The sequence below is a fragment of the Chryseobacterium vaccae genome (genome assembly GCF_009602705.1).
GTDB classification, from domain to species: Bacteria; Bacteroidota; Bacteroidia; order Flavobacteriales; family Weeksellaceae; genus Chryseobacterium; species Chryseobacterium vaccae.
In genome coordinates, this window is sequence record NZ_VSWH01000001.1 from 2,092,596 (window position 1) to 2,117,195 (window position 24,600).

The window sequence follows — 24,600 nt, forward strand, 5'->3', positions numbered from 1 at the left end:
ACACTTATGATTGCATAAAAAACACCATGAAGTGACAAAATTCATAATAATTCTTATTAATAGGGATTTAATATATGCTAATAAATGTTAATTTTGTAAACATGTAATAAAAAAAATAAAAACCAAATGAGAAAACTCTACATGAGTACATTAATGATATGCACGGTCCTGAGTATATCAGCTCAAGAAATTCTCTGGCAGAAAGACCTCAAATCCTCCACTCAGGATTTCCTAAGCCAGATTACCACCACTATCGATCAGCAGTACCTGATTACCGGAAGTTCCATTCAAACGAAAGATCAACAGTCAGTTGCTAACAGCCAAAAGCAAAACAACGGCTACGATTTCCACTTGGTTAAACTCAACCAGCAGGGAGAGCAGGTCTGGGAAAAATACCTTTCAGGACAAAACCACGATTATCTTTCCGCTTCTGTTTCTACCCAAGAAGGTGGATTTTTAATTGCAGGAACCTCCTATTCCGGAAAAGGACTGGATAAAAAAGAAGAATCCAAAGGCGGATCAGACCTCTGGCTGGTAAGATTGAATGAATTCGGGGATGAATTATGGCAGAAAACTTTAGGCACCGCCTCTGATGAAGAAGCCAGAGCGGTCGTTCAGACTACCGACTTAGGGTTCTTTGTGGCAGGCAACGTTCAGAACTCATCCAAAGGTTATGGCTCTAAAGATGCCTGGATCATCAGACTCGATAAAGATGGAAAAGAACTTTCTCAGATCATTTTAGGTGGAAAAGGACTGGATGAAATAGAGAAAATGATCCCGACAAAAGATGGTGGTGTCCTAATAGGGATTTATTCACGAAGCTCAGTTGGAGGAAACAAGAAAACTGAAAACTCGGGAGAAGGTGATTACTGGATGGTGAAGCTTGATAAAACGGGAAAAGTAGAATGGGAAAAGAACTATGGAGGCAAGGGTGATGATCATTTAAGAACTCTTGCTTTAACATCCACGGGCTATGTTATTGGAGGAGAATCCAGATCAGAGAGATCAGGCAATAAAACCGTAGGCATAGAAGAAGGAACCGATCTTTGGCTTGTCGCTTTAAACGAAAGAGGAGAAGAACAGTGGCAGAAATCCTACAACTTTAAAAACCGGGATATTCTGATGGGGATGAGTGTGATTCATTCAGCGGATGATAAAACTTCCAAAGGAATATTACTTGGCGGTTACACCCAGGCAGAAGGCAGAATAGAAAAAGATGATGAAACGTTCTGGATGCTGTATCTGGATCAGGAGGGCAACGAACAGTGGAGAAAACACATCGTAGGAGAAAACCGAAAGAAAGAAGAAAGACTTTCAGATATTAAACTCAATAGAGATGGTTCTATCATTCTTGCCGGCACTAGTGCAGAGGAACTCGGAAAAGAGAACTGGAAGATAGTGAAACTGGGCGACAGTCAGCTGGATAAGCTCATCGAAAAACAGGACATCAAAATTTATCCGAATCCGGTCTCCGATTATGCTTACATAGAAATAGGTATGCAATTCCAAAATGCAGATATTTTGGTGTATGACATGGGTGGAAGACAGCTTCAGACGGTGAAAACTAAGAATAAAGTGACTAAGATTAATACCCAGCCACTGGTTCAAGGGGCTTACTTGGTGGTGATCAAGACGGATACGAATAAAATAGCGAATGCAAAACTGATAAAGAAATGAAAAAAGTAACCATTTTAATTGCAACTTTATATACTATTGCTGGATATGCTCAGGCTAATTCCCCTATCATACAAAATGCTGTCAATAATACTGCTGCTCAATCCCCTAATGCAGCAGCTTTATTCAGATATTCAGAAATTCCAGTTTCATTATATACAGGAGTTCCCGACATTAATATTCCACTTTATACAATAAAAGAGGGCGATATAGAGATTCCTATATCAATCTCTTATCATGCAGGAGGAATAAAAGTAAATGATGAAGCTTCATCCGTGGGGCTTGGATGGTCATTAAATGCCGGAGGAAGGGTATCTCAAGTTATCACAGGAAATAATGATTTTAATTCATACGGATATTATTATATTTATCCTAAAAGTGCCACTGGCTATATAGGATCAATATCCGGATGTCCAACTCCTCCTTGGAATAATAGTACTGCGGTACGATCTTTTTACTCTAACAATTTTCGATTAATAACAGATCCTAATTATAACACACTCTATACTGAATATGATTTTCAACCTGATTTATTTTTAATTAATCTTCCAAATAAGACATATAAAGCTTATTTGGATATGACAAAAACTACTCAAACCGACTATCCCAAATTTGCTATAGCAGAACAACCTAATATTGATTTTAAGTTAATCCCAATTTCAGGAGGTTATGCACCCAGTTCTAATGGAAATAATAAATTTAGTGTTATTGATGAAGCTGGTTTAAACTATTCTTTTGATAGTGTTCAAGAGATTACAACACCATTGATTGGAACGTATATTACTGGAGCCTCTCAATATTTATCTAAAATTGAAGATACTAAAGGTCGGAAAATCAACTTTTATTATACAGAGAAAATGTATGCTGATAGATTGGCAGGATGTAGAACAACAAGGTATAATTATACTTATCCACCTAATGACCCAAACAATCCTCATTTTACAAACACTTCTCCAGGTTTGACACAATGTAATAAACAAACAGTTGGTGAAAGCTTTATAAAAAAAATAGAATTTTCGAATGGATGGATTGAATTCAGTTGGGAAGATAGAGAAGATGTTAATAAATCGAAAAAATTATCTTCAATCAAAATTTATAATAATTATAGATTAGTAAAACAGTATGATTTTAATTATGATTATTTTATTTCAAACGACAATCTTGATACAAACTCATTAGCAAGCTGGCTTGAAGCATCAAATAATAAAATATTTACACATAGGCTCCGATTACTTGGGTTAACAGAGTCTTTAACTAATGAAAAATATACCTTCGACTATAATTCAACATATAATTTGCCTAATAAGATAAGCTTTTCTTCTGATTTTTGGGGGTATTATAATGGGCAGAATAATAGTGATAGTTATATACCAGATCCTGATAAATATATAAAGGGGCAAAACCCTTTTATAGTTAATTCGTTCAATCAAGATCAATCAGGATATTGGTATAATGCTAGTGCTTATTCTTCGTTTCCTGAACCAGATATGCGTCATATTAACTTTACAGTGGATGGAAAACATTATTTAGCTGATAGAAGAGCCTCTGTACATGCACTTGCAGGTATTTTAACAAAAATCAATTATCCGACCGGAGGAAAAACAGAGTTTGAGTATGAACTTAATACTTTTTCAAATTATCCTATACAATCTCTTTTGGATAACCAGGCTACGGGTACAACACGTGATTACAGTTATGGAGGTGGGATAAGAATTAAAAATATCATAACTACAGATAGCCCAGGAGTGCCCCCTTTAATTAAAAATTATATTTATGATGAATTGAACAGTAATGGGACAAAATTTGTTTCTAATGGTAATTTATCCGAATTTCCTAAATTTTATGAAATAGAAAATAGATGCTACATTGTCAAGGGAGGGTCTACTAGACAAATTCTCTCCAATACAAGTTGCCCAGATATTTATACTCCAAATGTAGGCTCTCCTGATCACCCATTTAAACTTTCTGTCTATGAAGGAGGGCAATCTCAAGGATTATCTACATTGCCTCAGGGAGGGCTTGTCGGATATTCGAAAGTAACTGAACAAATTATAGGGAAAGGAAAAACGGAAAGTTTTTTTACTAATAATTATAATTCTAGTTGTTTAAGTATGATTCCAAGAGGATTATCATTAAATATAGGTAATGGAAATAAAATTAATGAACGATATTACGATAATAATTCTTTAATAAAAGAAGTAATATATAATTATAGATTCAATTATCCGGATCAGCTGAATACTTATTTCATTTCTGGAGCTGTATTGGAGCCTGTAACTAAATTTACACCTGAATTTAGTGGGGCACAAGATAATTATCCTTCATTTGGAGGACTTATACATAGTTATTCAATAAATCTTTATAAATCTTTATTAGAATCCACAACTACAAAAGAATATTTTCCTGCAGGATCAGGCACTTTCACAGAAACAAAAACTTTCAATACTTATAATAATAAATATTTGCCAAGTACTCAAAAGACGGTTTATCCTGATACCTCAATAAGCGAAATAGCTTACAACTATGCTCAGGAGAAAGGAAATCAACTGATGATTAGTAAGAATATGGTGGGGATTCCATTAGAGACTATTACGACAAAGAGTCTTAATGGAATTACGAAAACAACTTCCAAACTAGAGACTATTTATACCTTCTCATTACCAGATTCTCAAACAGGAAATTTTGTTCTGCCAAAATCCATTATTTCCTATGATTTAGCAAACAGTAATAACTCTGAAACGGAAATAACTATGGATAAATATGATTCTGGTAATCTTGTACAATACACAAACAAAGCCGGCATATCCGTTTCAGTTATTTGGGGCTATAAGGGCAGATTACCAATTGCAAGGATCGAAGGTGCAAAATATAGCGATGTAGCTCCATACGTCATTGATATTATATCAAAATCTAATGATGATGCCTTAAATCCCAGTAAGGAAAACGCTTTATTAACAGCACTGGATAATCTGAGAAAAAATGCTAATCTAGCTAATTATCAAATCACAACATATAGTTATGACCCTCTGATTGGTGTAACCAGTATTACTCCTCCATCTGGAGTAAGGGAGTATTATAAATATGATGTAACTAATAGGCTGGAGAAAATTGTTGATGTAAATAATAAGATATTGAAAGAGTTTAAATACAAATATGGTAGTAACCCAGCTGTCATCTATACCAATTCCGAAAAAAGCAAAATATTTACTAGGGCGACGTGTACGGGGAATACGGTAGGAGGCTCTTATACTTATGCTGTTCCAGGTGGCGTATATACATCTAATATAAGTCAATTAGCAGCTGATCAAAAAGCACTGGACGATATTAATGCAAATGGCCAAAATATGGCAGATCAAAATGGACCATGTATGCCTATAATACCTTGTAGTTTCACGTTCTCACCCACTTTAGGCAGTCCGCAATACAGCTATAATGCTACAACAACAGTGAATGGAACAGTAAGATTTTATCTTTCGTTCTCAGGATATGGTATTTGGCAGAATTGGTCTGGAGGTATAAATATTGGAAAGGTAGGACCGGCTTGCGCTCCTTCAGTTGATCGAATAATTATGTATAACGAAGGTGGTCGACAATGGCGAATTTATATTGATACTTCCGGAAATTGTACAGCAAGTCTGATTTCAGGCACGGTTGATCCGTCTTCACAGAGTCCATTAAATTTTAATTTCCAATATCAAAAATAAACACAAACATGAAAAAATACATCATCCCGATAGGTACCCTGCTGCTCTCAGGTATAGCCCAGGCTCAGCTTACCGATACAGAAAATTACGTCCAGTCCAAGACCTACCTTGATTATAACGGAACCCAGCCTTCCAAAACATTAGAAACCGTTCAGTATGTTGATGGTCTTGGAAGGCCCAAACAGGTTGTTAATGTAAAAGCTTCTCCTCTGGGAAGAGATGTGGTTACCCATATCACGTATGATGAGTTTGGAAGGCAGATTAAAGAATACCTTCCCATTCCCCAGGCAGGAACCTTAAACGGTGCTATTGTTCCCAATCCACTGGCTAATGCTTCAAGTACACCTTATGGCTCAGAAAAGATCTATGCTGAGAAAGTCCTGGAAAACTCACCTTTAGACCGTATTCTTGAACAGAAGCAGGTAGGAACAGCATGGGCAGGAAAACCTGTGAAATTTGAGTATGATGCTTCTGAAGACGGGGACGTAAGGAAATATACCGTCACCACGACCTGGGTAAACGGAGCTACCCAATCAGAGTTTAGTTCTGTAGAAAGCTATGGTGCTGCACAGCTGTATAAAAACACAATTATTGATGAAGACGGTAATAAGACCATCGAATTCAAGAATGGAAAAGGCCAGGTTATTTTAGTCAGAAAAATACTCAACAAAATCAAAAATACAGACACCTACTATGTTTATAATGAATATGATCAGTTGGCTTTTGTTCTCCCGCCATTAGCTTCCGGAGCGGCATCGCTGGATGAAGCCACGCTCAAAAATCTTTGCTATCAGTACCGTTATGACGGTAGAAACCGTTTGGTAGAAAAGAAACTTCCGGGTAAAGGCTGGGAATACATGGTGTATGATAAATCAGACCGTCTGGTCCTTACCCAGGATGCGAGTTTAGAGCAGAAAAACGAATGGCTGCTTACCAAATATGATTCTTATGGCAGGGTTGCTTATACCGCAATTATTGCAGGAGGCAGCAGAAGCAGCATGCAGGCTCAGGCAGGTCCTAATTTAATTGTGGAAAAGAGGCATACCACAGGATTTACTCAGGACGGGATGCAGGTGCAATATACCAATGATTATTTTAATGCTCTTAAAAAAGTTCTGAGTGTTAATTATTATGATACATATCCCCAGTACAGCTTCAATCCTTCTTTTCCAACATCTATTGAAGGAGAAACTGTTCTGACTGATACCCCTTCCTTAGATGGAAGAAGTACCAAAGGTCTTGCTGTGATGAGCCTGGTGAAGAATATTGAAGATGATAACTGGACCACAAATTACTCTTATTATGATACCAAAGGAAGAGTGATCGGAACCCACTCGATTAATCATTTAGGAGGCTACACCAAAACAGAATCTAAGCTTGATTTTGCAGGAGCTGTTCAAAAAGGTGTAACACGGCACAAAAGGCTAAGCACCGATACCGAAAGAGTAATTACAGAAAATTTCACGTATGACCACCAGAACAGGTTACTCGTTCATAAGCATCAAGTAGACAGTAATCCGGAAGAGATTCTGTCGCAAAACAGCTACAATGAACTCTCCCAATTGGAAACCAAGAAGGTTGGAGGAACTAGTGCGGGATCACCATTACAAACCATCAACTATCAGTATAACATCAGGGGCTGGATGACACAAATTAACGATCCTGCGAATTTGGGAAATGATCTGTTTGGTTATAAAATCAATTACAACCAAGTTGAAGGAATGGAAACCCCGAACAGTAACTATAGCACCTTAAAAGTAAGACCTAAATTCAACGGAAATATTACGGAAGTATCTTGGAAAACTTTAACGGAAGAAAATGAACCATTGAAAAGATACGGCTATGTTTATGATGGATTAAACCGTCTTTCAGCAGGTTTTTACCAGAAACAGGGTAATGAAACGGCCAAAGAATATTTTGAAATCCCGGAATATGACCTGAACGGAAATATCACCCGACTGAAAAGATCAGCTGCTCTCCAGACAGGAAATACAGCTGCTGTTGTGATTGATGATTTAAGATATGATTATACAGGCAATAAGCTGACTAAGGTGACCGATGCTCAGCAGAATTCATCAGGCTATCCATACCTTGCCAGCCCCGGAACAATTGGGTATGACAATGATAATGGCGACGGAAATGGGAATATGACCAGTCATCCGGATAAAGGCATTTCTTCAATTCAGTATAATTATTTAAATTTACCCAAACAGATTACCCAGAATGCTCAGGTGACCAACTTCATCTACAGGGCAGATGGAGTAAAAGTAAAGAAGTTCTTTGGAGATATAGAAACCAATTATCTGGATGGATTCCAGTATAAAAGTACCAAGCCATCAGAAGCAGGAACAGGTGGAATTATATTACCTGATCCAAATGAAGTTGCGGAGATGAAACTCAGAATCATTCCTACCTCAGAAGGTTATTATGATGCACTTAACGGTCAGTACATTTATAATTATACCGATCATTTGGGTAATGTAAGATTAAGCTACACGGATACCAATAAGGACGGATTCATACAGCCAAGACAATACCGTTGGGTGCAATGTGACGGACCTTGGAACCCTTTAAATCCACCCAATTGTATTGATGGTTGGAAACCGGGCGAGATTGTGGAAGTGAATAATTATTATCCTTTTGGATTGCTGCATAATTATACAGCAACAACGCAGAATGCTTATCAGTATAAGTACAATGGCAAAGAGCTGCAGGAGACGGGGATGTATGATTATGGCGCTCGTTTTCTTATGCCTGACATAGGTCGTTGGATATCGCCAGATCCTTTGAGTGAAGAATATAGAAGATGGTCGCCATACAATTATGCAGTAAATAATCCTGTTAGATTTACTGATCCGGATGGAATGAGTGTATATGACATTATTGGAGTTACTAAACAAGATGCCCAAAAATTTAAAGCAGATATTCATAAAGTTTTATCAGATAGTAAGTTTGCAGGAGTTATAGCATTAATAGATGTAAAAGGAAAATCATTTAACAAAGTAGATGCAACTGCATTATCTACTGCTTTAAGTGGAGTTAATATTTCAAAAGATGAACAGGCATACATTGATACAATTGTAGGGGCAATTAATGATTCCAAAGTTCATACAGTTGAATATTTATCATTGGGAGATACTGTATCTTCTGCTGGAGGAACAGCTCTTAAAGATCACATGAATAAAGCACAAGCTGGAGTTGGAGATAAATTAGTTCCAGATGTAAGTAATGTTAAAGCAGACCTTATAAATGGTATAGCTGGGGCAGGATTTAATGTTCCTACTGCAAAAGGTTCACATTCAATTATTGTGGAAACTGCATCTACTACTTCAGAATCAAGGGCTGAAACATCAAGCCATGAAGTTTTAGGACATGGTATACCATCAGCAAAAGGGTTATCTCATACTGTAAATAATACAAATGCAATTAGAATGTCTAATTTAGTGCGAAGGATTACAGGAAGTACTGAACCACCAAGAGATGGAACTAACCCACCTCATGCAGGAGGAAAAGTAACTAATGAAAATGATTTACCAATAAGTCGATAAATTAATTATTATGAATAAAATATTTTTTTACTCTCTTCTATTTCTATTTACTAATTGTGCTTCACAAACACAATCATTAAAAAATACAAGTAGAGAATATCTTCAAAAAATAATAGATAAGGAGTTTTCTAATGAAGGCAATAATAAGATTTTAGTATATGCTGTTGATGATAAGTGGTATTTGATTATTAATGATAAAGATTCTTATTATGAAGAATTTTATATAAAATCTGATGGGAATAAAATTATCAAAGAAAAATTAGACAAAATCAATAAGCCTAATTCAATGTTAGATAATGCTTTTGATTTATCTAATTATAAATATGATTATATAGATTTTTCTTCAGAGGGGTATAAAGATTATAAATTAGCACAAGGCAATAAAACATATTTTTGTGTTATTGATAAAGAAAAATATTATGGAGAATTTAATCTGTCTGTAATTGTAGACCCTATACCCATAGATAAAAATTTGAATAAATATCTTATGACTAAATTATTAAAAGAAATATCCAACAACAAACCCGCTCAATGAGCGGGTTTTACATTTATAAAATGCTTTGCAGTTTAGTTTGTTTAAGGAACGCATCCAGAAGAGTGTAGACGTGTTGTCCCCCAGCTGGCGCAAGCGTCACGCTTGTGCCATGATGGAATAATAAAACCACAGCATCCGTGGTGGTTTTTATATACAGGTTTAGGGAAAACCTCTATATTTACCAGTACAGAGACCATCTAGGCAACGCAAGGATGAGTTATACCAAAAACAGCGAAGGCGCTCTTGAAATAACGGATGTAAACAACTATTATCTTTTGGGCTTGAACCATATTGAAACACAGACAACTAAAAGATGATTGGGAGGTTATTTTAATTAAATCCGTTCCAGCCTGGGAAAATTTCAAAAAAAGCTCTGTAACAGTACCTCAAATACAACGTTATCCATGATAAATAAAATCACAATAATATTAATGTTTTTATTTTCTTGCAAAGAAACAAATATTAATCACCATTTAGAGCGTCATGCTCTTATTGCAAATATTGACCCTAAGAATAATTTCCTTATTTACTCTTATTGGAAAGATACGGACTATGCAATAAAAATCGAAGATTTAAAAACAGATAAAATACTTTATTCTTTTAAAATCAAAGACAATTCTTTTACAGAACCTAAAATACATAATAATAAAATATGTTTCCCTGAATCAAATGAAAGTTTCATTTGTATGGATTATAAAAGAAATATCATACTCTGGAAAATACAAACTAAAGGCAGAGTCAGAGAGTTTCAGTATGTAAATGATGATATGATTATAGCCAGTATAGATTCATATGGGATAGTGGCCATAAATTCAAATTCAGGAAAAGTAATGTATGAACTATTATTACATGCAGATCAAAATTGTAGTATAGATAATGCACCACGTCCTATTACTTATGATGATAATCATTTTTATCTTGCAGATTTTAATTGTAATTCAGTTGCTGCTTATGATATTTTGTCTGGGAAGAAAGTTTGGAGTGTTAATAGAAATTCAGCAGCCTTATCAAATTTAATTGTAGCAGGAAAGTATATTTTTGTCGGAAGTAACGATAATTACAAAACTGGAGAAATTATACTGTTAGAGGCTAAAACAGGAAAATTAGTCTATCAACATGAATCTAAATTTGAAATAATGTGTAATCCTATTCATTATAAAAATAAAATATACTATTATACATATGACTCTAGACTGAATGAATTTGATATTGAAAATAGAACATCTAAGATTATCTATAGTTTCAGTAAAGAAGATGATATAAGTGGAAGTCAAATCTATCCATTAGATAATTTCCTTTATTTTCAGGATTTAAGTTTTAATTTAAATAGAATCGATTTATCTACTTTAAAAAAAGAATTTATAGAAAAATCTCCGAAAGGTTTATTAGGGGTATATAAAATTAAAAACGAAATCAAGTTTGTTTATTAATGAGGGATTGTGACTAGTCCTGAAAAAAGGTTTAATGACTCGGTGGTAAGTATTAAATTCTGTAAGAAACACTAAAAGTGGGTATTTTCACAAAGATAATAGTAAGATACTTTATTATGGTAAAGATATAATCACCTTATAGCGCACAAAAACATAGTAATTATGAAGGGTGTTAATCCTTGCATAATATAAGGGAACAAGTGCCACAGTTCATTTCCCACCTCGTTGCGCAAAGTCTCTGACTTTGAGCTGATAAAAATAAAAACCACCCTAACAACGGTTTAATCTTTACTTGGTTTGCGTTATAGAATAAGCAACAATGAACCATTCAAAACAAAATAGCCTGTTTCAAAAACGAAACAGGCTATTGCTTTTTTGGGATGAACTTTTATTTATTTTTTGATAAATTTCATAGACTTAACAAAGTCCTTGTTATTATAAGTTCTTACGTAATATACTCCGTTAACAAAATCTTTTACATCAATCTTATCAGTTTCATTTTTAATGAAAGCTTTTTTTACCAATCGTCCTTCAGCGTTGAAAATTTCAACCTCATTGATAGGAGCCAATGGCGATGCAATTGAAATATACTGAGTAGTAGGGTTAGGGAAAAGGTTAATTGAATTTGCTTTTTCTACATCATTTACAGATAAGAATGAACAGGCATTAGAATTTAATAGACTCGCTCTTGGGCCTAACATGGTATTGGATGCAATTGTTTTCTGATCATTGGAAAACATCGCCATTTCAAAATCTGATACATAATCCATATAATTCATAAACATTGCTCCATTCGCAGACGTCGTACAGGTATACTGGTTATCTGGAAAAGAAGGAAAATCCTCTGTAAAATAAGGTCCGTTTGTAGCTGGTGTATCAGCACATCCATCATCGTTATCAGGTGTCCCGCAAGCACTGTCATCTTCACCCCATGGATGCAGTAGTCCAAAATAATGTCCGATTTCATGAGTAGCTGTTCTACCACCGTTATAAGGTGCTTCAGCGGTTCCTGTAGTTCCAAAGTACTTATATCCTATGGCAAGCCCATCAAGCGGTTGACCGGCTGCATCTGGTAAATATGCCCACCCAAGATAAGGGTTCGCCATATCTCCTACCCAAATATTCAGGTACTTTGTAGGGTCCCAGGCTAAAAGTCCTGCTGCCTTATAATAGTTATTACCGAAATTAAAATTTGAAGCAACAGACTTTCTTTCAATACCATTTGTAGCTGCTCCAGTTGGGGTTTTTGTTGCCATACAGAATGCCAGTTCCATATCTGCAGCAAAAGGTTTGAAAGCAGCCGGAACTACTGAGTTAAAGTCAGCATTCATTTTTCTGAAGTCGTTGTTAAGTACAGCAATTTGAGATGCAATCTGTTCAGCAGTAATATTCTGAGTTTCATTTTTATACAGAACATGCACTACAACTGGAATGGTAATAACTGTCTGCCCGTTCTTTCCTACTGTTGTATTTTTACTTGTAAGATAATTTCTCAAATCGGCTTTCTTTGCCAAAGCTTCTGGATTTTGAGCGAAAAATTCCTTCATTTTAGCACTAGTCGCACACGTTCTCTGAGCGTATATGTTAGCCATTAAAATACTGACTGACAAGAGTAAAAGTTTTTTCATGTAATTTAAAATATAATCAACAAATATACACTTTTAACAAAAAAGCAACAATAAAATATTGATGTAACAAGTAAAAATATAAACTTACCTTTTAATAATAGATTAATAAAATATATTTTATTCTTGGCTTTTATATCATTCCGACTTATCAATAATTATTCTCTTAGCTATGCTTTATGGTATAGCCTCTTATGATCCTAAGGCTCTACAGCAAGCAGATAAACAGAACATTGCTCTCCATCCTGAACCAATATCTTACTACCTTCAATTTTCACTTCCTGTTTATAGCTTCCATATCCCCCTCCCATTTTGAACGCCTGTATAACTTCAATAATAAGGCGCGATCTCTGTAGATACAATACTCCATAAATGGTGGAAGTAGATTGTTTTGCCAGCAGCTGCTTTGCTTTCACCTCATTCTCAGCATAAAATTTTTCCACGGTGCCATTTCCATTAAAAACAAGATAATCTTCATAATGTTTAGTATCTGAACCCCGGCTTATCTCAAGCTTGGGAGGGATAATATTAAATTTGCCTTTTGTTATATAAGTTCCTTCCATAATATACAGTTTATCAAAATAGATCCCTGGAAAATTTATGGTTATGAAATTTTCTACCTTTTTTAAAAGCTTGTTATGAATATGTTCCGACGATTGACAGGAAAAAAGAGAAAAGAAGGTAAGAAACACAATGACAATTTTCTGTTTTATCATGATATTAATAGTCTTTAGATTTAACGTATGTTTTGATGTATCCCTTTGTCTGGGGCGAAGGAAGAACCTCCCCTATTATAGTATCATTCTTTATAGATAACTTTTCCCGGGACAGAAACTTTCCGGCCTGTACATGTTTCAACTTCCATCTCATTTCTGATTTTTCATTATTGATACAGTAAGCTCCTTCCAATGCATCTTTGCCCGATTTTTTATTCAATTCAACCACCCGGCCGTTTTTGTAAAATTTCAATCCCTTTTTCAGAGACTTTACCCCAACTGTATCTGATCTGGAGTTGAGCCAGTAAGATTTTCCATCTATTGCGATCAGGTGATAAACAGCAGAAGTGTCTATCAGCTTATAGGTAGAGCTGTCATTGCATAAAATGGTTTTCCGTTGCCCTCTTGCTGTACAGCTGATGCAGATCATAATCATCAACACGATATTCCGTAAAATATTTTCTGTCATATGAAAGGATTTTATTCATATTAAATATACAAAAAACCTCTGACTATCAACACGATTGCAACATCCCGACTGAATTAATTCACTATCATATAAAAATTAACCAAAGTTTAATCTAATCCATAGGGATTGAAACTTAACGATTTATTATTTTTGATAAAATATACACATTCAGAATGTCAGTACACTTTAATCCACGAGATATTACATGGCTTGCCTTTAATGAAAGGGTTTTACAGGAAGCCATGGACGAAAAGGTCCCTTTACATTTAAGAATACGTTTCCTCGGAATCTTTTCCAACAACCTGGATGAATTCTTCAGAGTGCGTGTTGCCGGATTAAAGCGGGCCATGGATTTCAAGGAAAAAGTGATTGCCGAATCATTTTACCAACCGCCGTCCAAAATTTTACAGCGGATCAATGACATTGTCATCAGCCAGCAGCAGAATTTTGACAAAACCTGGAAAAATATCCAGTCTGAAATGGCTGAACATAAAGTATATATCAAAAACGCCAAAAACCTGACAGCTAAACAAAAAGAATTCGTCAGAACCTACTTTGATGAAGTTGTGGAATCCAATGTGATCCCGATTCTTCTTCATGAAAATACACCTATGCCCTATTTAAGAGATAAAAGTCTCTATCTGGGGGTTGCCATGAGAAAAAAAGACTGGCAGTATTCCAGTAATTATGCTATTATTGAGATTCCTTCCCGATTTGTAGGACGATTTGTGCTGTTACCTACAGAAGATCCGGAAGAAAAAAATGTCATGCTGCTTGAAGATGTGATTACCTTCAACCTTCCGCATATTTTCTCCTATTTCGGGTATGATGAATTTTCTGCCAACGCTTTTAAAGTGACAAAAGATGCCGAACTGGATCTGGATAATGACATCCGCACCAATTTTGCAGAAAAAATAGAAAAAGGACTGAAAAACAGAAGAAAAGGAAAGCCTACCCGTTTTGTCTTTGATAAAGATATGGATAAAGCTCTGCTTGAACTTCTGATCAGAAAACTGAGCCTTTCCAAAAAAGACAGCATTATTCCGGGGGGAAAAATTCACAATTTCAAACATTTTATGGATTTTCCTGATGTCTTTGAAAAGTATGAAAAACCGGAAGAAAGAACTTCATTTACCCATCAGGCCTTTGAACATGGCGAAAGGGTGACAGACGTCATTTTAAAACAAGATGTACTTCTTTCCTTTCCTTACCATAAATACAACCCGGTAATTGATCTCCTCCGTGAAGCTGCCATGGACCCAGACGTAAAATCCATACAAATTACCGCTTACCGTATGGCCAGCAGCTCCAAAATCATCAATGCGCTGATCTACGCAGCAAGAAACGGCAAAGAAGTAACGGTAATGCTGGAACTACAGGCAAGGTTCGATGAAGAATCTAATCTGGAATGGAAAAGCATGCTGGAACCGGAAGGAATAACCGTTCTGGTAGGTCTTCCGAATAAAAAAGTACATGCCAAGCTTTGTGTCATCAAGAAAAGAGCCCACAACAAAACCATCCAGTATGGCTTTATAAGCACCGGAAACTTCAACGAAAAAACAGCAAGGATTTATGGTGATCATTTATTATTGACCTCCGACCGTGGTATCATGGCAGATATCAACAAAGTTTTCAATGTTCTGAAAAAACCAAAAGAAGATTATCTTCCTGTCCTGAAAACCTGCAAAAGTTTATTGGTCTGTCCTCAATTTATGAGGGAAAAAATCATTCATCATATAGACAAAGAGATTGAAGAAGCCAAAGCCGGAAGACGTACCGAAATTATCGTTAAAGCCAACTCGGTTAGCGACCGTTTTTTAATTGAAAAACTCTACGATGCCGCAAAAGCAGGTGTTGTGGTTAGAATGATCGTAAGAGGAATCTATTGTGCTGTTAATCAAAAAGATTTTAAAGAAAAAATAAAAGCGATCAGCATCGTAGACGAATATCTTGAACACGCCAGAGTCATGTATTTCTATAATAAAGGAATGGAAGATATATACATCTCCTCTGCCGACTGGATGACCAGAAACCTCGACTACAGGATAGAAGCCGCTGCAAAGATCACAGACAAAGGTCTGAAGAAGGAATTAAAAGATATTCTGGACATTCAGTTGAGAGATAACGTAAAAGCTCGTATTTTAGACAAAAAATTGAGCAACGAGTATGTAAGGAATGATAAGAAAGAATGCCGTTCTCAAATAGAAACCTATAAATATTTAAAAGCTAAAACAAGCAAAAAATGAAGATCGCCGCGATAGACATAGGAAGTAACGCCGCAAGACTTTTGATCAATGAAGTAAAGATCAACAATAAAAAACCTGAATTTATAAAATTAAACCTCCTGAGAATCCCTCTAAGGCTGGGAATGGATGTTTTCACTTTAGGAAAAATAGGAAGTGAAAGAGAAAAAATGGTCATCGATTCTATGAAGATTTTCAGCGACCTGATGAAAATCTATAAAGTAGACCATTACAGAGCCTGTGCTACCAGCGCCATGCGCGATGCCTCCAACGGCAACGAAATTATCAAGCAGGTGAAAGAAACTTCAGGCATCAATATAGAAATCATTTCCGGAGACGAAGAAGCCACCCTGATCTACGAAAATCATGTAGCAGAAGGGCTTGACAAAGAATTCGCCTATCTTTACATTGATGTTGGAGGAGGTTCTACAGAGCTCACTTTTTATGAAAACGGTAAAATGATCTATGAAAGATCCTTCAATATAGGAACAATCCGCCTTCTCAACAATCTGGTTACTGCTGATAACTGGACGGAAATGAAAGAAGCAATCAAAGAAAATATTACCAGTAAAAAGCCCATTGTAGCCATCGGTTCGGGAGGAAACATCAATAAAGTTTTCTCCATGAGTAAAACCAAAGACGGTAAGCCAATGTCTCTTTCTCATCTTAAAAAAACCTACAAAGAGCTTAATGAACTTTCTGTAGAAGAAAGAATGACCAAGTACAACCTCAGAGAAGACCGGGCAGATGTTCTCGTTCATGCATTAAGAATCTTCAATAATGTAATGTCATGGGCAGATATCAGCAGGATTTTTGTTCCTAAAATTTCAGTAGCAGACGGACTTATTCACAATATCTACAGTCAGCTGCACGATAAAAAATAATTTTCACCCATACCATTATATTGAAAACCAGTCTTGTTTCGGCTGGTTTTTATTTTTGTTATCAGTAAAAAAATCTGCCAATCTGTGAAAGAAAAAATACACAATCATCAGTGAAATTTGTGAGATCTGCGGGAAAATTAATACTAAAAATTCGCGCATCCATAGCAGCGCTTCCTTTTTAATATTTTTTATGCTACAAAACAATCATATTCAGTGAAACATATTTAAAAGAGTATAATTTTTGATATTCTTTAAAGTAAAAACAGATTGTAAAACGTCAACATAATATCAACAGCTAGAAATGAACCCAATCAAAATAATTATCACAGGTGTTACAGGAATGGTAGGAGAAGGTGTTTTAATGGAATGTCTTGAAAATCCTCATGTTTCTGAAATTTTAAGTGTAAGCAGAAAACCGTCCGGCAAAAAGCACGCAAAACTTAAGGAATATATTATCCCAGACTTTTTAGCTATCGATCTTCATGATGAAACCCTGAGAGGTTATGACGCCTGTTTTTTCTGTGCCGGAATCAGCAGTGTAGGAATGAATGAAGAAGAATATACCAAAATTACGTATGATACCACCCTTCATTTTGCTCAGGCTGTGCTGAACCAGAATCCTGAAATGGTTTTCAACTATGTCTCAGGAGCCAGCACCGACCAGACCGAAAGCGGAAAGATCATGTGGGCACGGGTAAAAGGCAGAACCGAAAATGCATTAAAAAAGCTAGGATTCAGGAATGAATTCAACTTTCGTCCCGGATTTATGAAGCCTGTTCAGGGACAAATTAACATAAAATGGTTTTTTAAGCCTTTTATTTGGTTTTTTCCTATTTTTTTACCGTCAAAATCATTAACTTTACACGAAGTAGGTAGAGCAATGATCAATGCCGTACACAGAGGGTATCCTACATCAACTTTGGAAATTAGGGACATTAAAAATTTAGCTATATGAGAGAAATGTTAAAAAGAATAGTTCTGGTTATTTTTGTACTCTTGGTTCTGACTGCAGTTTCAGGATTCTTCTATATGCAGAAACACCCTTTGGAGGGCAAAACACCAACACAGAAAACTTTTAATTTCTCAGGAAAGCAAACAAAATAAACCAAAAACCGGGAAGACAAATAATGATTTCATTTTTTGCATTTAAGGAAACCATTTATTAAACATTTCTTAAAGTTCCCTTAAAACAACTGCAGCGTATAAAGTTCATTTTTGCATACATCTAATGCAAGTAAAAAATGATCAACAACTACCTATTAAAAGGTTCTGTTATTGCCGCATTCTTCCTACAGAGCGGACTTTCAGGACAGACACTTGTTCATTACTGGAACTTTAATAACAGTACTACAGAAACATCCATTACAACACCATCTTCCTCTTTAACAGGAGGATCCCTCGCTGCTATTACCGGAGGAACCAGTCTGATAGACTTTGCCAACGGAACAGGGCAAAATTTCAATACAGAAAATCTGAATGCCAGAAACGGAGATCCTTCAGGAACCCACCTGAGATTTAACAATCCCATTGGAGGAGCATTACAGTTTAATCTTCCCACAACAGGATACAATAACATCATTGTAAAATTTACAACCAGAAGATCCGGACAGGGAGCTGGCACACAAATCTGGTCCTATTCAACAGACGGGACAACTTTTATTCCGTATCAGAATATTAATCCTCAGGATACCAATCCGCAGCTGGTTACTTTTGATTTTTCTACCATTTCAGGAGTTTCCAATAATCCGAACTTTAAATTAAAAGTAGAGTTCTCTGCCACCGGAGGCGGAACAGGAGGAAATAACCGCTTTGACAATTTCACCGTAGATGCATCCCCGGTTGGAGGTATTGATACTACTCCACCAACGGTTACTTATCTTCCCACAAATAATACCAATAATGCATCAACAACAGTCAATCCTACCCTATCTTTTAACGAAAATGTAAGACTGAAAGATAACTCCGTAATCAACGATTCTAATGCACAAAATCTGATAGAATTCCGTTTAGGAAGTGCTTCAGGTACATTCGTTCCCTTTACAACAGCTTTCAGCAATAACATCATTACCGTTATCCCTTCATCCGGACTTATACCGGGTCAGACTTACTACCTGGCTCTTAAACCCAATACTGTAGAAGATTTCAGTGATAATGCTGTTATAACAACTACTGCCAGCACGTTTACGACAGCAGGAACCTCCGTTTCCTTGGATAAAAATTTTATAAAAGTTAATGAAAATGCAGGAAATCTTGCTTTCAAAATCAATATAAACAATCCTTCGGCAGCATCTGTAAACCTCGTGGTAAAGCCTGCTCCGTTCAGTACGGCAGACAGCAATGATTTTACATTAGCCAGCCAGACCATCAATATTACACCGGGAATGACCAATTATACCGTCAATATCCCAATTATCGATGATACCGTGGAAGAACAGCAGGCAGAATACTTTGTCGTAAGCCTTGAAAATCCTTCCGGTGCGTCAATTTCAGGGGATAATTCTGCAACGATTTATATTGTAGATAATGACAAACCTGCTCCGGTTCCTTCCGGACAGATCCAGCTGAACTATATCGGAAGCTTTGATCCTTCCGGAAACAATAACAGCTCTACGGAAATTGTTGTCCACGATCCTTCCACACAAAGATTATTTACAATCAGTTCTATTACGGATGTGTTTGACATTCTTGATTTCAGTACACCAACTACCCCTTCCGTAATCAGAACAGTGAATATGGCACCCTACGGAGGTATCACCAGCATCGCTGTAAAAAACGGAATTATTGCAGCCGCCTCTCCTAATACCAATCCTCAGCAGAATGGTTCTGTTGTTTTCTTCGATATTAATGGAAATTTCCTGAAACAGGTCACGGTAGGCGCACTTCCGGATATGATTACCTTCACTCCCGATGGGACAAAAGTAATTACAGCCAATGAAGGTGAACCTAATGACGCTTATACGATAGATCCGGAAGGAACCATCAGCATCATTGATATTTCAGGAGGTATCGGAAATCTTACACAGAGCAATGTGACCACTCTTAACTTTAACAGTTTTGATTCCCAAACCTCAGCTTTAACAGCCACTGGTCTCAGAAAAGTAAGAACCAACAACACCCTTTCTCAGGATCTGGAACCGGAATATGTGACGGTAAGCAGCGACAGCCAGAAAGCCTGGGTTTCTCTTCAGGAAAACAATGCCATGGCTGAGGTTAATCTTACCACAAAAACCATCACAGGAATCTGGGGACTGGGTAAAAAAGATATGAGCCTTCCGGGCAACGGTTTTGACGCTTCCGATAATAACGGAGAAGTCCTGATTGCCAACTGGCCTGTAAAAGCCTATTACACACCTGATGCCATTCAGAATTACAAAGTTGGAAATACCCATTATATTGTAACCGCCAATGAAGGAGATGAGAAAGATCTTTCCGGATATAGCGAAAGAACAACAGTAGGAGCCAATAATTACACCCTGGATCCGATATTGTTCCCGCAGGCATCGGTTTTAAAAGCTTCTCATAATTTAGGAAGACTCAGAGTGTCCAGTGCAACAGGAAATACAGACGGAGATTCAGATTTTGAAGAAATGGCCGCATTGGGGGCACGTTCTTTCTCCATTTTCAATACAGATACCAGACAACTGGTTTATGATAGTGGCGACCAGTTTGAAAGGTATATTGCCGTCAATCATCCATTGATTTTTAATGCGGATAATGAATCCAACGGAGCCAAGAACAGAAGCCGCGCCAAAGGTCCCGAGCCGGAAGGTGTAGCATTAGGAACGATCAACGGGCAAACTTACGCTTTTATTACGCTGGAAAGAACCGGAGGAGTGATGGTCTATAATATCACCAACCCTGGCAGTCCCGTATTTACAGATTATAAACATTCCCGTCTGACTTCTGCTTACGGAGGCGATAACGGCCCTGAAGGGATTATCTATATTGCTCCTGAAAATACTACAACCGGAAAAGGTTATGTCATCATTGCCAATGAAATCAGCGGAACACTGTCCATGTATGAGGTAGCCACCTCTCCTACTTTAGGAACCGGAGAAATTAAAACGGAAAAAGCAACGTTCAACGTGTTTCCGAACCCTGTGAATAAAGGAAATACATTATATTTCAACAGAAAACAGGATTACGAGTTGTTTGATATGTCCGGAAAAATGATAGGTAATGAAAAAAATGCTCTCACCATAGAAACCTCTAACCTTTCTACAGGAGTTTACCTGATAAAAACTTCTGAGGGACATGTGAAAAGGGTTATTGTAAAGTAATTAATGGAAGCTGGAAGAAGGAAGTCGCAATTGAGCCTGTGAAATTATGATCGTTATCCTGATCCGGATTGAGGTAAAATATCCGTTCACCAGATACCGTAAAAGTCCCGGAATAGTCCGGGATTTTTTTATTGTTGTTAAATTCATTAGTTTTAGGCTTTTATCATTTCCATGAAAGAACAGTTAGAGCATATTATTCATCAGTCTTATCATAAAGAGAGACGTAATCTTTTCACCTTCCTGACCGGTGCGGGCATTTCTTCAGACAGCGGAATTCCTACCTACCGCGGATCAGACGGAATCTGGGTGAAGGGAACCCGTTTTCATAAGCCAGAAGAATTTGGGACATTGAGATATTTCAGACAACATCCGGAAGAAGTATTGCAGTATTCCCTGTTCAGAAAAAAGATGTTTGAAAATGTGGAGCCCAATGAGAGTCATTTCGAACTTGCTGCCATAGAAAATATGCTTCAGGATAGATTTCACCTGATTACCCAGAATATTGACAATCTTCACCGCCGTGCCGGAAGCCAGAGAATTTATGAGATTCATGGAAACAACAGGGAAATTAAATGTTCCAACGGATGTAAAACAATTGTGAATCTTCCTGAAGAAATTAAAGGTAAAGATATTGATGAAGACCTTACGGAAAGGGATAAAGAACTGCTGACCTGCCCGGATTGCGGTCACTGGATGCGCCCCAATATCCTGTGGTTTGATGAATATTATGATGAAAAGACCAACAAAAGATTCAGTGCTCTGAAAAAAGCAAAAAATAGTGCCATTCTTTTTATCGTAGGAACTTCCGGGGCCACCAACCTTCCGATAGCCATCGCTGAAACAGCTTTGAAATACGGAGCCTTTATTGTAGACATTAATACCGAAGACAATAATTTCACTGAATTGATCCGGAATAAGAAAAACGCAGTAATCATCAGGGAAAAATCAACCGATGTTTTAAAAGTTATCAAAGAAATCCTTAAAAATATTAACCTGTAAGCTGTATAAAATTTAACTTTTCCTTGACACAGGCCCAATAATTTAATGCTTATATTTACCCATACCAAATTCAAAATGAAAATGAAAAATATGAAAACATTAAGTGTTCTGGCTTTTTTGCTGATAGGAACAGGAACCGCTTTTTCACAGTCCAGAAAAACAGAATCTTCAAAAGGCATGGAACAGTCAGACAATGATAAAAAGATCCAGGTAGAAGGTGTCGGACATAAACTCAACTATACCCTTAAGGACGGAACAGTAGAAGTGGAAGGAGCTGACAATACGGTAACGGTGAAAGGAAGTGCCAGAAAGATCTCCGTTTCCGGAACAGGAAACACTGTATACATTGACAGGGTAGATAAAGTAGCCCTGGAAGGAGGCAATAATACCGTTTATTATAAAACTTCAGGAACAAAATCAGGAAAACCGGATGCCTCTCTTACAGGCGTAGGAAATAAGGTAGTAAAACAATAAAATATAATTAAAAACAAGGCTTGGACTGATCATCTGAGCCTTTATTATTTAAAGGAGCTATAACGTGTTCTTTTCCTGATAAGTATAAACTTCTTCCATAATTCTATAACACCGCGGATGATATTCAGGCTAATTTTATCCCGCGAAATGAAAAGAGTTTTTCACATACTATTTCTTCTCCTTTATATTGTGGTGTCTTCAGGATTTACTACAAGCAAGCATGTCTGCAAAGGAAATTCCAGTGAAATACATGTAGGACTGAAAAACCTTTCTGATCTGGACTGTCCGAAATGTAGTGCCAATAAAGAAAAAAATCACACCGGATGCTGTAAACTGGAGGTAAAAAAAATCTGTAAAGAAGATAACCTTCCCCATTCTTATAAAAATGCTCCTGTAAAGTTTTTATCAGATTCCATTCCGTATTATAATTTAGGAACTGTATTTGATAATGTTTCTGCTCTTGATCCGGAAAACCACACTTTTTATTTTGATCCTTCAAAATACCATCTCAACTACCCTTCCCTTTTCATCCTTCACTGCGTTTACAGAATTTAGAATAGATTGAATCATATGGTATCATCCCCTTACCGGGAAACTATTTTTCAATATTCATTCTAAATCTATCTTATGAATTTATCATTTAGAGCACTCATCCTGTGGCTGGGCTGCCCTGTTATTACCTTTGCTCAGCAGACGAGCTTAGAGGAAATCCTGCACAGGGCTGAAAAAAATTACCAGTCTATTCAGAAAAAAGAAGTGCATATTCAGGCTTCCAACGAAAGGCTTAAACTTCAAAAAACCTATTATTTACCGGAAGTCACTCTGATGGCTCAGCAAAGTTTCGGAACCATCAATGCTTTGAACGGACCTATGCATAATTCAGGAGGGCCGGGAATTGCATCAACTTCAATGCCTTTGGCAGATCAGAACTGGAATTCTGCATTCGGAAGCCTGTATCTGGCCAATATCAACTGGAACGTTTATACTTTCGGGAAACTCAAAACAAAAGAACAGCTGGAAATTGCTGATGTTGAGGTTCAAAAATCAGACCTTCAGCAGGAAATTTTTCAGCATCAGATTAAAACAGCTGCGGCCTACTTTAACCTTCTGGTCAGTCAGCGACTCGAAAACGTACAGCATGAAAACCATAAACGATCGGAAGTCATTTATACCATTGCAAAAGCAAGGGCGGGCAGTGGTCTGATTCCTGAAGTGGATGCTTCCCTGGCAAAAGCAGAAATGTCAAGTGCCCAGACTTCCATTATCAATGCCAATGATCATGTTCTGGAGTACAATAAAAAACTGGCCGATCTTTTGGCCGAAGATTTCACCGATTATCAGCTGGATCATTATTTCAGTAAAAATATTCCTTCCATAAAAGAAAATTCTTACTCGCTGCAGGATCACCCAAGTATTTTATTCATCGATCAGAAGATCAATAAAAGCCGACACCAAGAAGCCCATTTGAATACGATGGGGCTGCCGTCGCTTTCGCTTTTCGGAACATTTCAGGGACGTGGTTCCGGTTTCGGTTCCAACTATGTTCAGGATAACACCGCTTTTTCTTCGTCCTATTTAAAAGGCGCAGGAGTTGACCGGATGAATTATATTGTCGGATTCAACCTAAGCTGGAATCTTACTGATTTTTACAGAAATACATCAAGGGTTAATGAACAGAAACTGATGACCAAAGCCCTGGATTATGACCATCAGCTTCTGAAACAGGAACTGACCAGCCAGCAGCGTCTCGCCGAAACAAAATACAGCAACGCACTGGCAAAAGTTACAGAGGCTAAAGTACAGATGGAAGCCGCTTCAGATGCCTTCCGCCAGCAGAAAGCTTTATATGAAAACGGTTTAACCACCATTGTAGACTTCACCCAAGCCTTGTATATTCTGAACCGTGCCGAAATCAATTTTGAGATTGCACAGAACAATTCATGGCAGGCTGTTGTGCTTATCGCAGCTTCGGCAGGTGATATTTCAGTCATTACAAAAGCAATTACCCACTAACAAAAA

Annotated in this window: 17 protein-coding genes; 14 read left to right on the forward strand and 3 right to left on the reverse strand. The window is 36.9% G+C overall.

The annotated features are described in order from the left end of the window. Positions 1–126: 126 nt before the first annotated feature. From FW768_RS09465 to FW768_RS09485, 5 genes are all read left to right on the forward strand, one after another. The gene (locus FW768_RS09465; protein ID WP_153394829.1) at positions 127–1,677 is read left to right on the forward strand and encodes a T9SS type A sorting domain-containing protein; all 1,551 of its coding nucleotides are present in this window, start codon (positions 127–129) and stop codon (positions 1,675–1,677) included. Further along, positions 1,674–5,378 (forward strand): DUF5977 domain-containing protein, encoded by a 3,705-nt coding sequence (locus FW768_RS09470; RefSeq protein ID WP_153394831.1) that lies wholly within the window; start codon positions 1,674–1,676, stop codon positions 5,376–5,378. The genes FW768_RS09465 and FW768_RS09470 overlap by 4 nt, the downstream gene beginning before the upstream one ends. An 8-nt stretch (positions 5,379–5,386) precedes the next feature. Next, positions 5,387–8,926, forward strand: a complete 3,540-nt coding sequence (locus FW768_RS23670) for a DUF6443 domain-containing protein (RefSeq protein ID WP_231128664.1) — start codon at positions 5,387–5,389, stop codon at positions 8,924–8,926. Positions 8,927–8,936: 10 nt separating this feature from the next. After that, the gene (locus tag FW768_RS09480; RefSeq protein WP_153394833.1) at positions 8,937–9,461 is read left to right on the forward strand and encodes a hypothetical protein; all 525 of its coding nucleotides are present in this window, start codon (positions 8,937–8,939) and stop codon (positions 9,459–9,461) included. Positions 9,462–9,865: 404 nt separating this feature from the next. Then, positions 9,866–10,891, forward strand: coding sequence for an outer membrane protein assembly factor BamB family protein (locus FW768_RS09485; protein ID WP_153394835.1), 1,026 nt, complete (start codon positions 9,866–9,868; stop codon positions 10,889–10,891). A gap of 392 nt (positions 10,892–11,283) precedes the next feature. Here the strand turns inward: FW768_RS09485 and FW768_RS09490 are convergent, their stop codons facing one another. The 3 genes from FW768_RS09490 to FW768_RS09500 form a co-directional block, all read right to left on the reverse strand. Next, on the reverse strand, positions 11,284–12,519 hold the full coding sequence (locus tag FW768_RS09490) for a T9SS type A sorting domain-containing protein (RefSeq protein WP_153394837.1): 1,236 nt from the start codon (positions 12,517–12,519) through the stop codon (positions 11,284–11,286). 197 nt (positions 12,520–12,716) lie between these two features. Beyond that, positions 12,717–13,079, reverse strand: a complete 363-nt coding sequence (locus FW768_RS09495) for a hypothetical protein (RefSeq protein ID WP_153394839.1) — start codon at positions 13,077–13,079, stop codon at positions 12,717–12,719. Between the two features lie 157 nt (positions 13,080–13,236). Beyond that, the gene (locus tag FW768_RS09500; protein WP_153394841.1) at positions 13,237–13,701 is read right to left on the reverse strand and encodes a hypothetical protein; all 465 of its coding nucleotides are present in this window, start codon (positions 13,699–13,701) and stop codon (positions 13,237–13,239) included. 173 nt (positions 13,702–13,874) lie between these two features. On the opposite strand from FW768_RS09500, the gene ppk1 reads away from it, so the two are divergent. From ppk1 to FW768_RS09545, 9 genes are all read left to right on the forward strand, one after another. Further along, positions 13,875–15,947: a polyphosphate kinase 1 gene (gene ppk1, locus FW768_RS09505; protein WP_153394843.1), complete on the forward strand. Its 2,073-nt coding sequence runs from the start codon at positions 13,875–13,877 to the stop codon at positions 15,945–15,947. Then, positions 15,944–16,828, forward strand: a complete 885-nt coding sequence (locus FW768_RS09510; protein ID WP_153394845.1) for a Ppx/GppA phosphatase family protein — start codon at positions 15,944–15,946, stop codon at positions 16,826–16,828. The genes ppk1 and FW768_RS09510 overlap by 4 nt, the downstream gene beginning before the upstream one ends. Before the next feature lie 301 nt (positions 16,829–17,129). Next, positions 17,130–17,783, forward strand: coding sequence for an NAD-dependent epimerase/dehydratase family protein (locus FW768_RS09515; protein ID WP_153394847.1), 654 nt, complete (start codon positions 17,130–17,132; stop codon positions 17,781–17,783). Further along, on the forward strand, positions 17,780–17,932 hold the full coding sequence (locus FW768_RS09520; RefSeq protein WP_153394849.1) for a hypothetical protein: 153 nt from the start codon (positions 17,780–17,782) through the stop codon (positions 17,930–17,932). Before FW768_RS09515 ends, FW768_RS09520 begins: the two co-directional genes overlap by 4 nt. A 137-nt stretch (positions 17,933–18,069) precedes the next feature. Beyond that, a complete protein-coding gene (locus FW768_RS09525; RefSeq protein ID WP_153394851.1) occupies positions 18,070–21,108 on the forward strand; it encodes a choice-of-anchor I family protein in 3,039 nt (1,012 codons plus the stop codon). A gap of 171 nt (positions 21,109–21,279) precedes the next feature. Continuing rightward, entirely contained in the window at positions 21,280–22,107 is an 828-nt protein-coding gene (locus FW768_RS09530; RefSeq protein WP_153394853.1) for an SIR2 family NAD-dependent protein deacylase, read from the forward strand. A gap of 90 nt (positions 22,108–22,197) precedes the next feature. After that, the gene (locus FW768_RS09535; RefSeq protein WP_231128665.1) at positions 22,198–22,581 is read left to right on the forward strand and encodes a DUF3060 domain-containing protein; all 384 of its coding nucleotides are present in this window, start codon (positions 22,198–22,200) and stop codon (positions 22,579–22,581) included. Between the two features lie 147 nt (positions 22,582–22,728). Continuing rightward, positions 22,729–23,136, forward strand: a complete 408-nt coding sequence (locus FW768_RS09540; protein WP_153394857.1) for an HYC_CC_PP family protein — start codon at positions 22,729–22,731, stop codon at positions 23,134–23,136. A 72-nt stretch (positions 23,137–23,208) separates the two neighbouring features. Beyond that, positions 23,209–24,594, forward strand: coding sequence for a TolC family protein (locus tag FW768_RS09545; RefSeq protein ID WP_153394859.1), 1,386 nt, complete (start codon positions 23,209–23,211; stop codon positions 24,592–24,594). Positions 24,595–24,600 lie beyond the last annotated feature (6 nt).

Coding starts and splice junctions, on each gene's coding strand:
- FW768_RS09465 (WP_153394829.1), top strand. CDS start 127: ATGAGAAAACTCTACATGAGTACATTAATGATATGCACGGTCCTGAGT.
- FW768_RS09470 (WP_153394831.1), top strand. CDS start 1,674: ATGAAAAAAGTAACCATTTTAATTGCAACTTTATATACTATTGCTGGA.
- FW768_RS23670 (WP_231128664.1), top strand. CDS start 5,387: ATGAAAAAATACATCATCCCGATAGGTACCCTGCTGCTCTCAGGTATA.
- FW768_RS09480 (WP_153394833.1), top strand. CDS start 8,937: ATGAATAAAATATTTTTTTACTCTCTTCTATTTCTATTTACTAATTGT.
- FW768_RS09485 (WP_153394835.1), top strand. CDS start 9,866: ATGATAAATAAAATCACAATAATATTAATGTTTTTATTTTCTTGCAAA.
- FW768_RS09490 (WP_153394837.1), bottom strand. CDS start 12,519: ATGAAAAAACTTTTACTCTTGTCAGTCAGTATTTTAATGGCTAACATA.
- FW768_RS09495 (WP_153394839.1), bottom strand. CDS start 13,079: ATGGAAGGAACTTATATAACAAAAGGCAAATTTAATATTATCCCTCCC.
- FW768_RS09500 (WP_153394841.1), bottom strand. CDS start 13,701: ATGACAGAAAATATTTTACGGAATATCGTGTTGATGATTATGATCTGC.
- ppk1 (WP_153394843.1), top strand. CDS start 13,875: ATGTCAGTACACTTTAATCCACGAGATATTACATGGCTTGCCTTTAAT.
- FW768_RS09510 (WP_153394845.1), top strand. CDS start 15,944: ATGAAGATCGCCGCGATAGACATAGGAAGTAACGCCGCAAGACTTTTG.
- FW768_RS09515 (WP_153394847.1), top strand. CDS start 17,130: ATGAACCCAATCAAAATAATTATCACAGGTGTTACAGGAATGGTAGGA.
- FW768_RS09520 (WP_153394849.1), top strand. CDS start 17,780: ATGAGAGAAATGTTAAAAAGAATAGTTCTGGTTATTTTTGTACTCTTG.
- FW768_RS09525 (WP_153394851.1), top strand. CDS start 18,070: ATGATCAACAACTACCTATTAAAAGGTTCTGTTATTGCCGCATTCTTC.
- FW768_RS09530 (WP_153394853.1), top strand. CDS start 21,280: ATGAAAGAACAGTTAGAGCATATTATTCATCAGTCTTATCATAAAGAG.
- FW768_RS09535 (WP_231128665.1), top strand. CDS start 22,198: ATGAAAACATTAAGTGTTCTGGCTTTTTTGCTGATAGGAACAGGAACC.
- FW768_RS09540 (WP_153394857.1), top strand. CDS start 22,729: ATGAAAAGAGTTTTTCACATACTATTTCTTCTCCTTTATATTGTGGTG.
- FW768_RS09545 (WP_153394859.1), top strand. CDS start 23,209: ATGAATTTATCATTTAGAGCACTCATCCTGTGGCTGGGCTGCCCTGTT.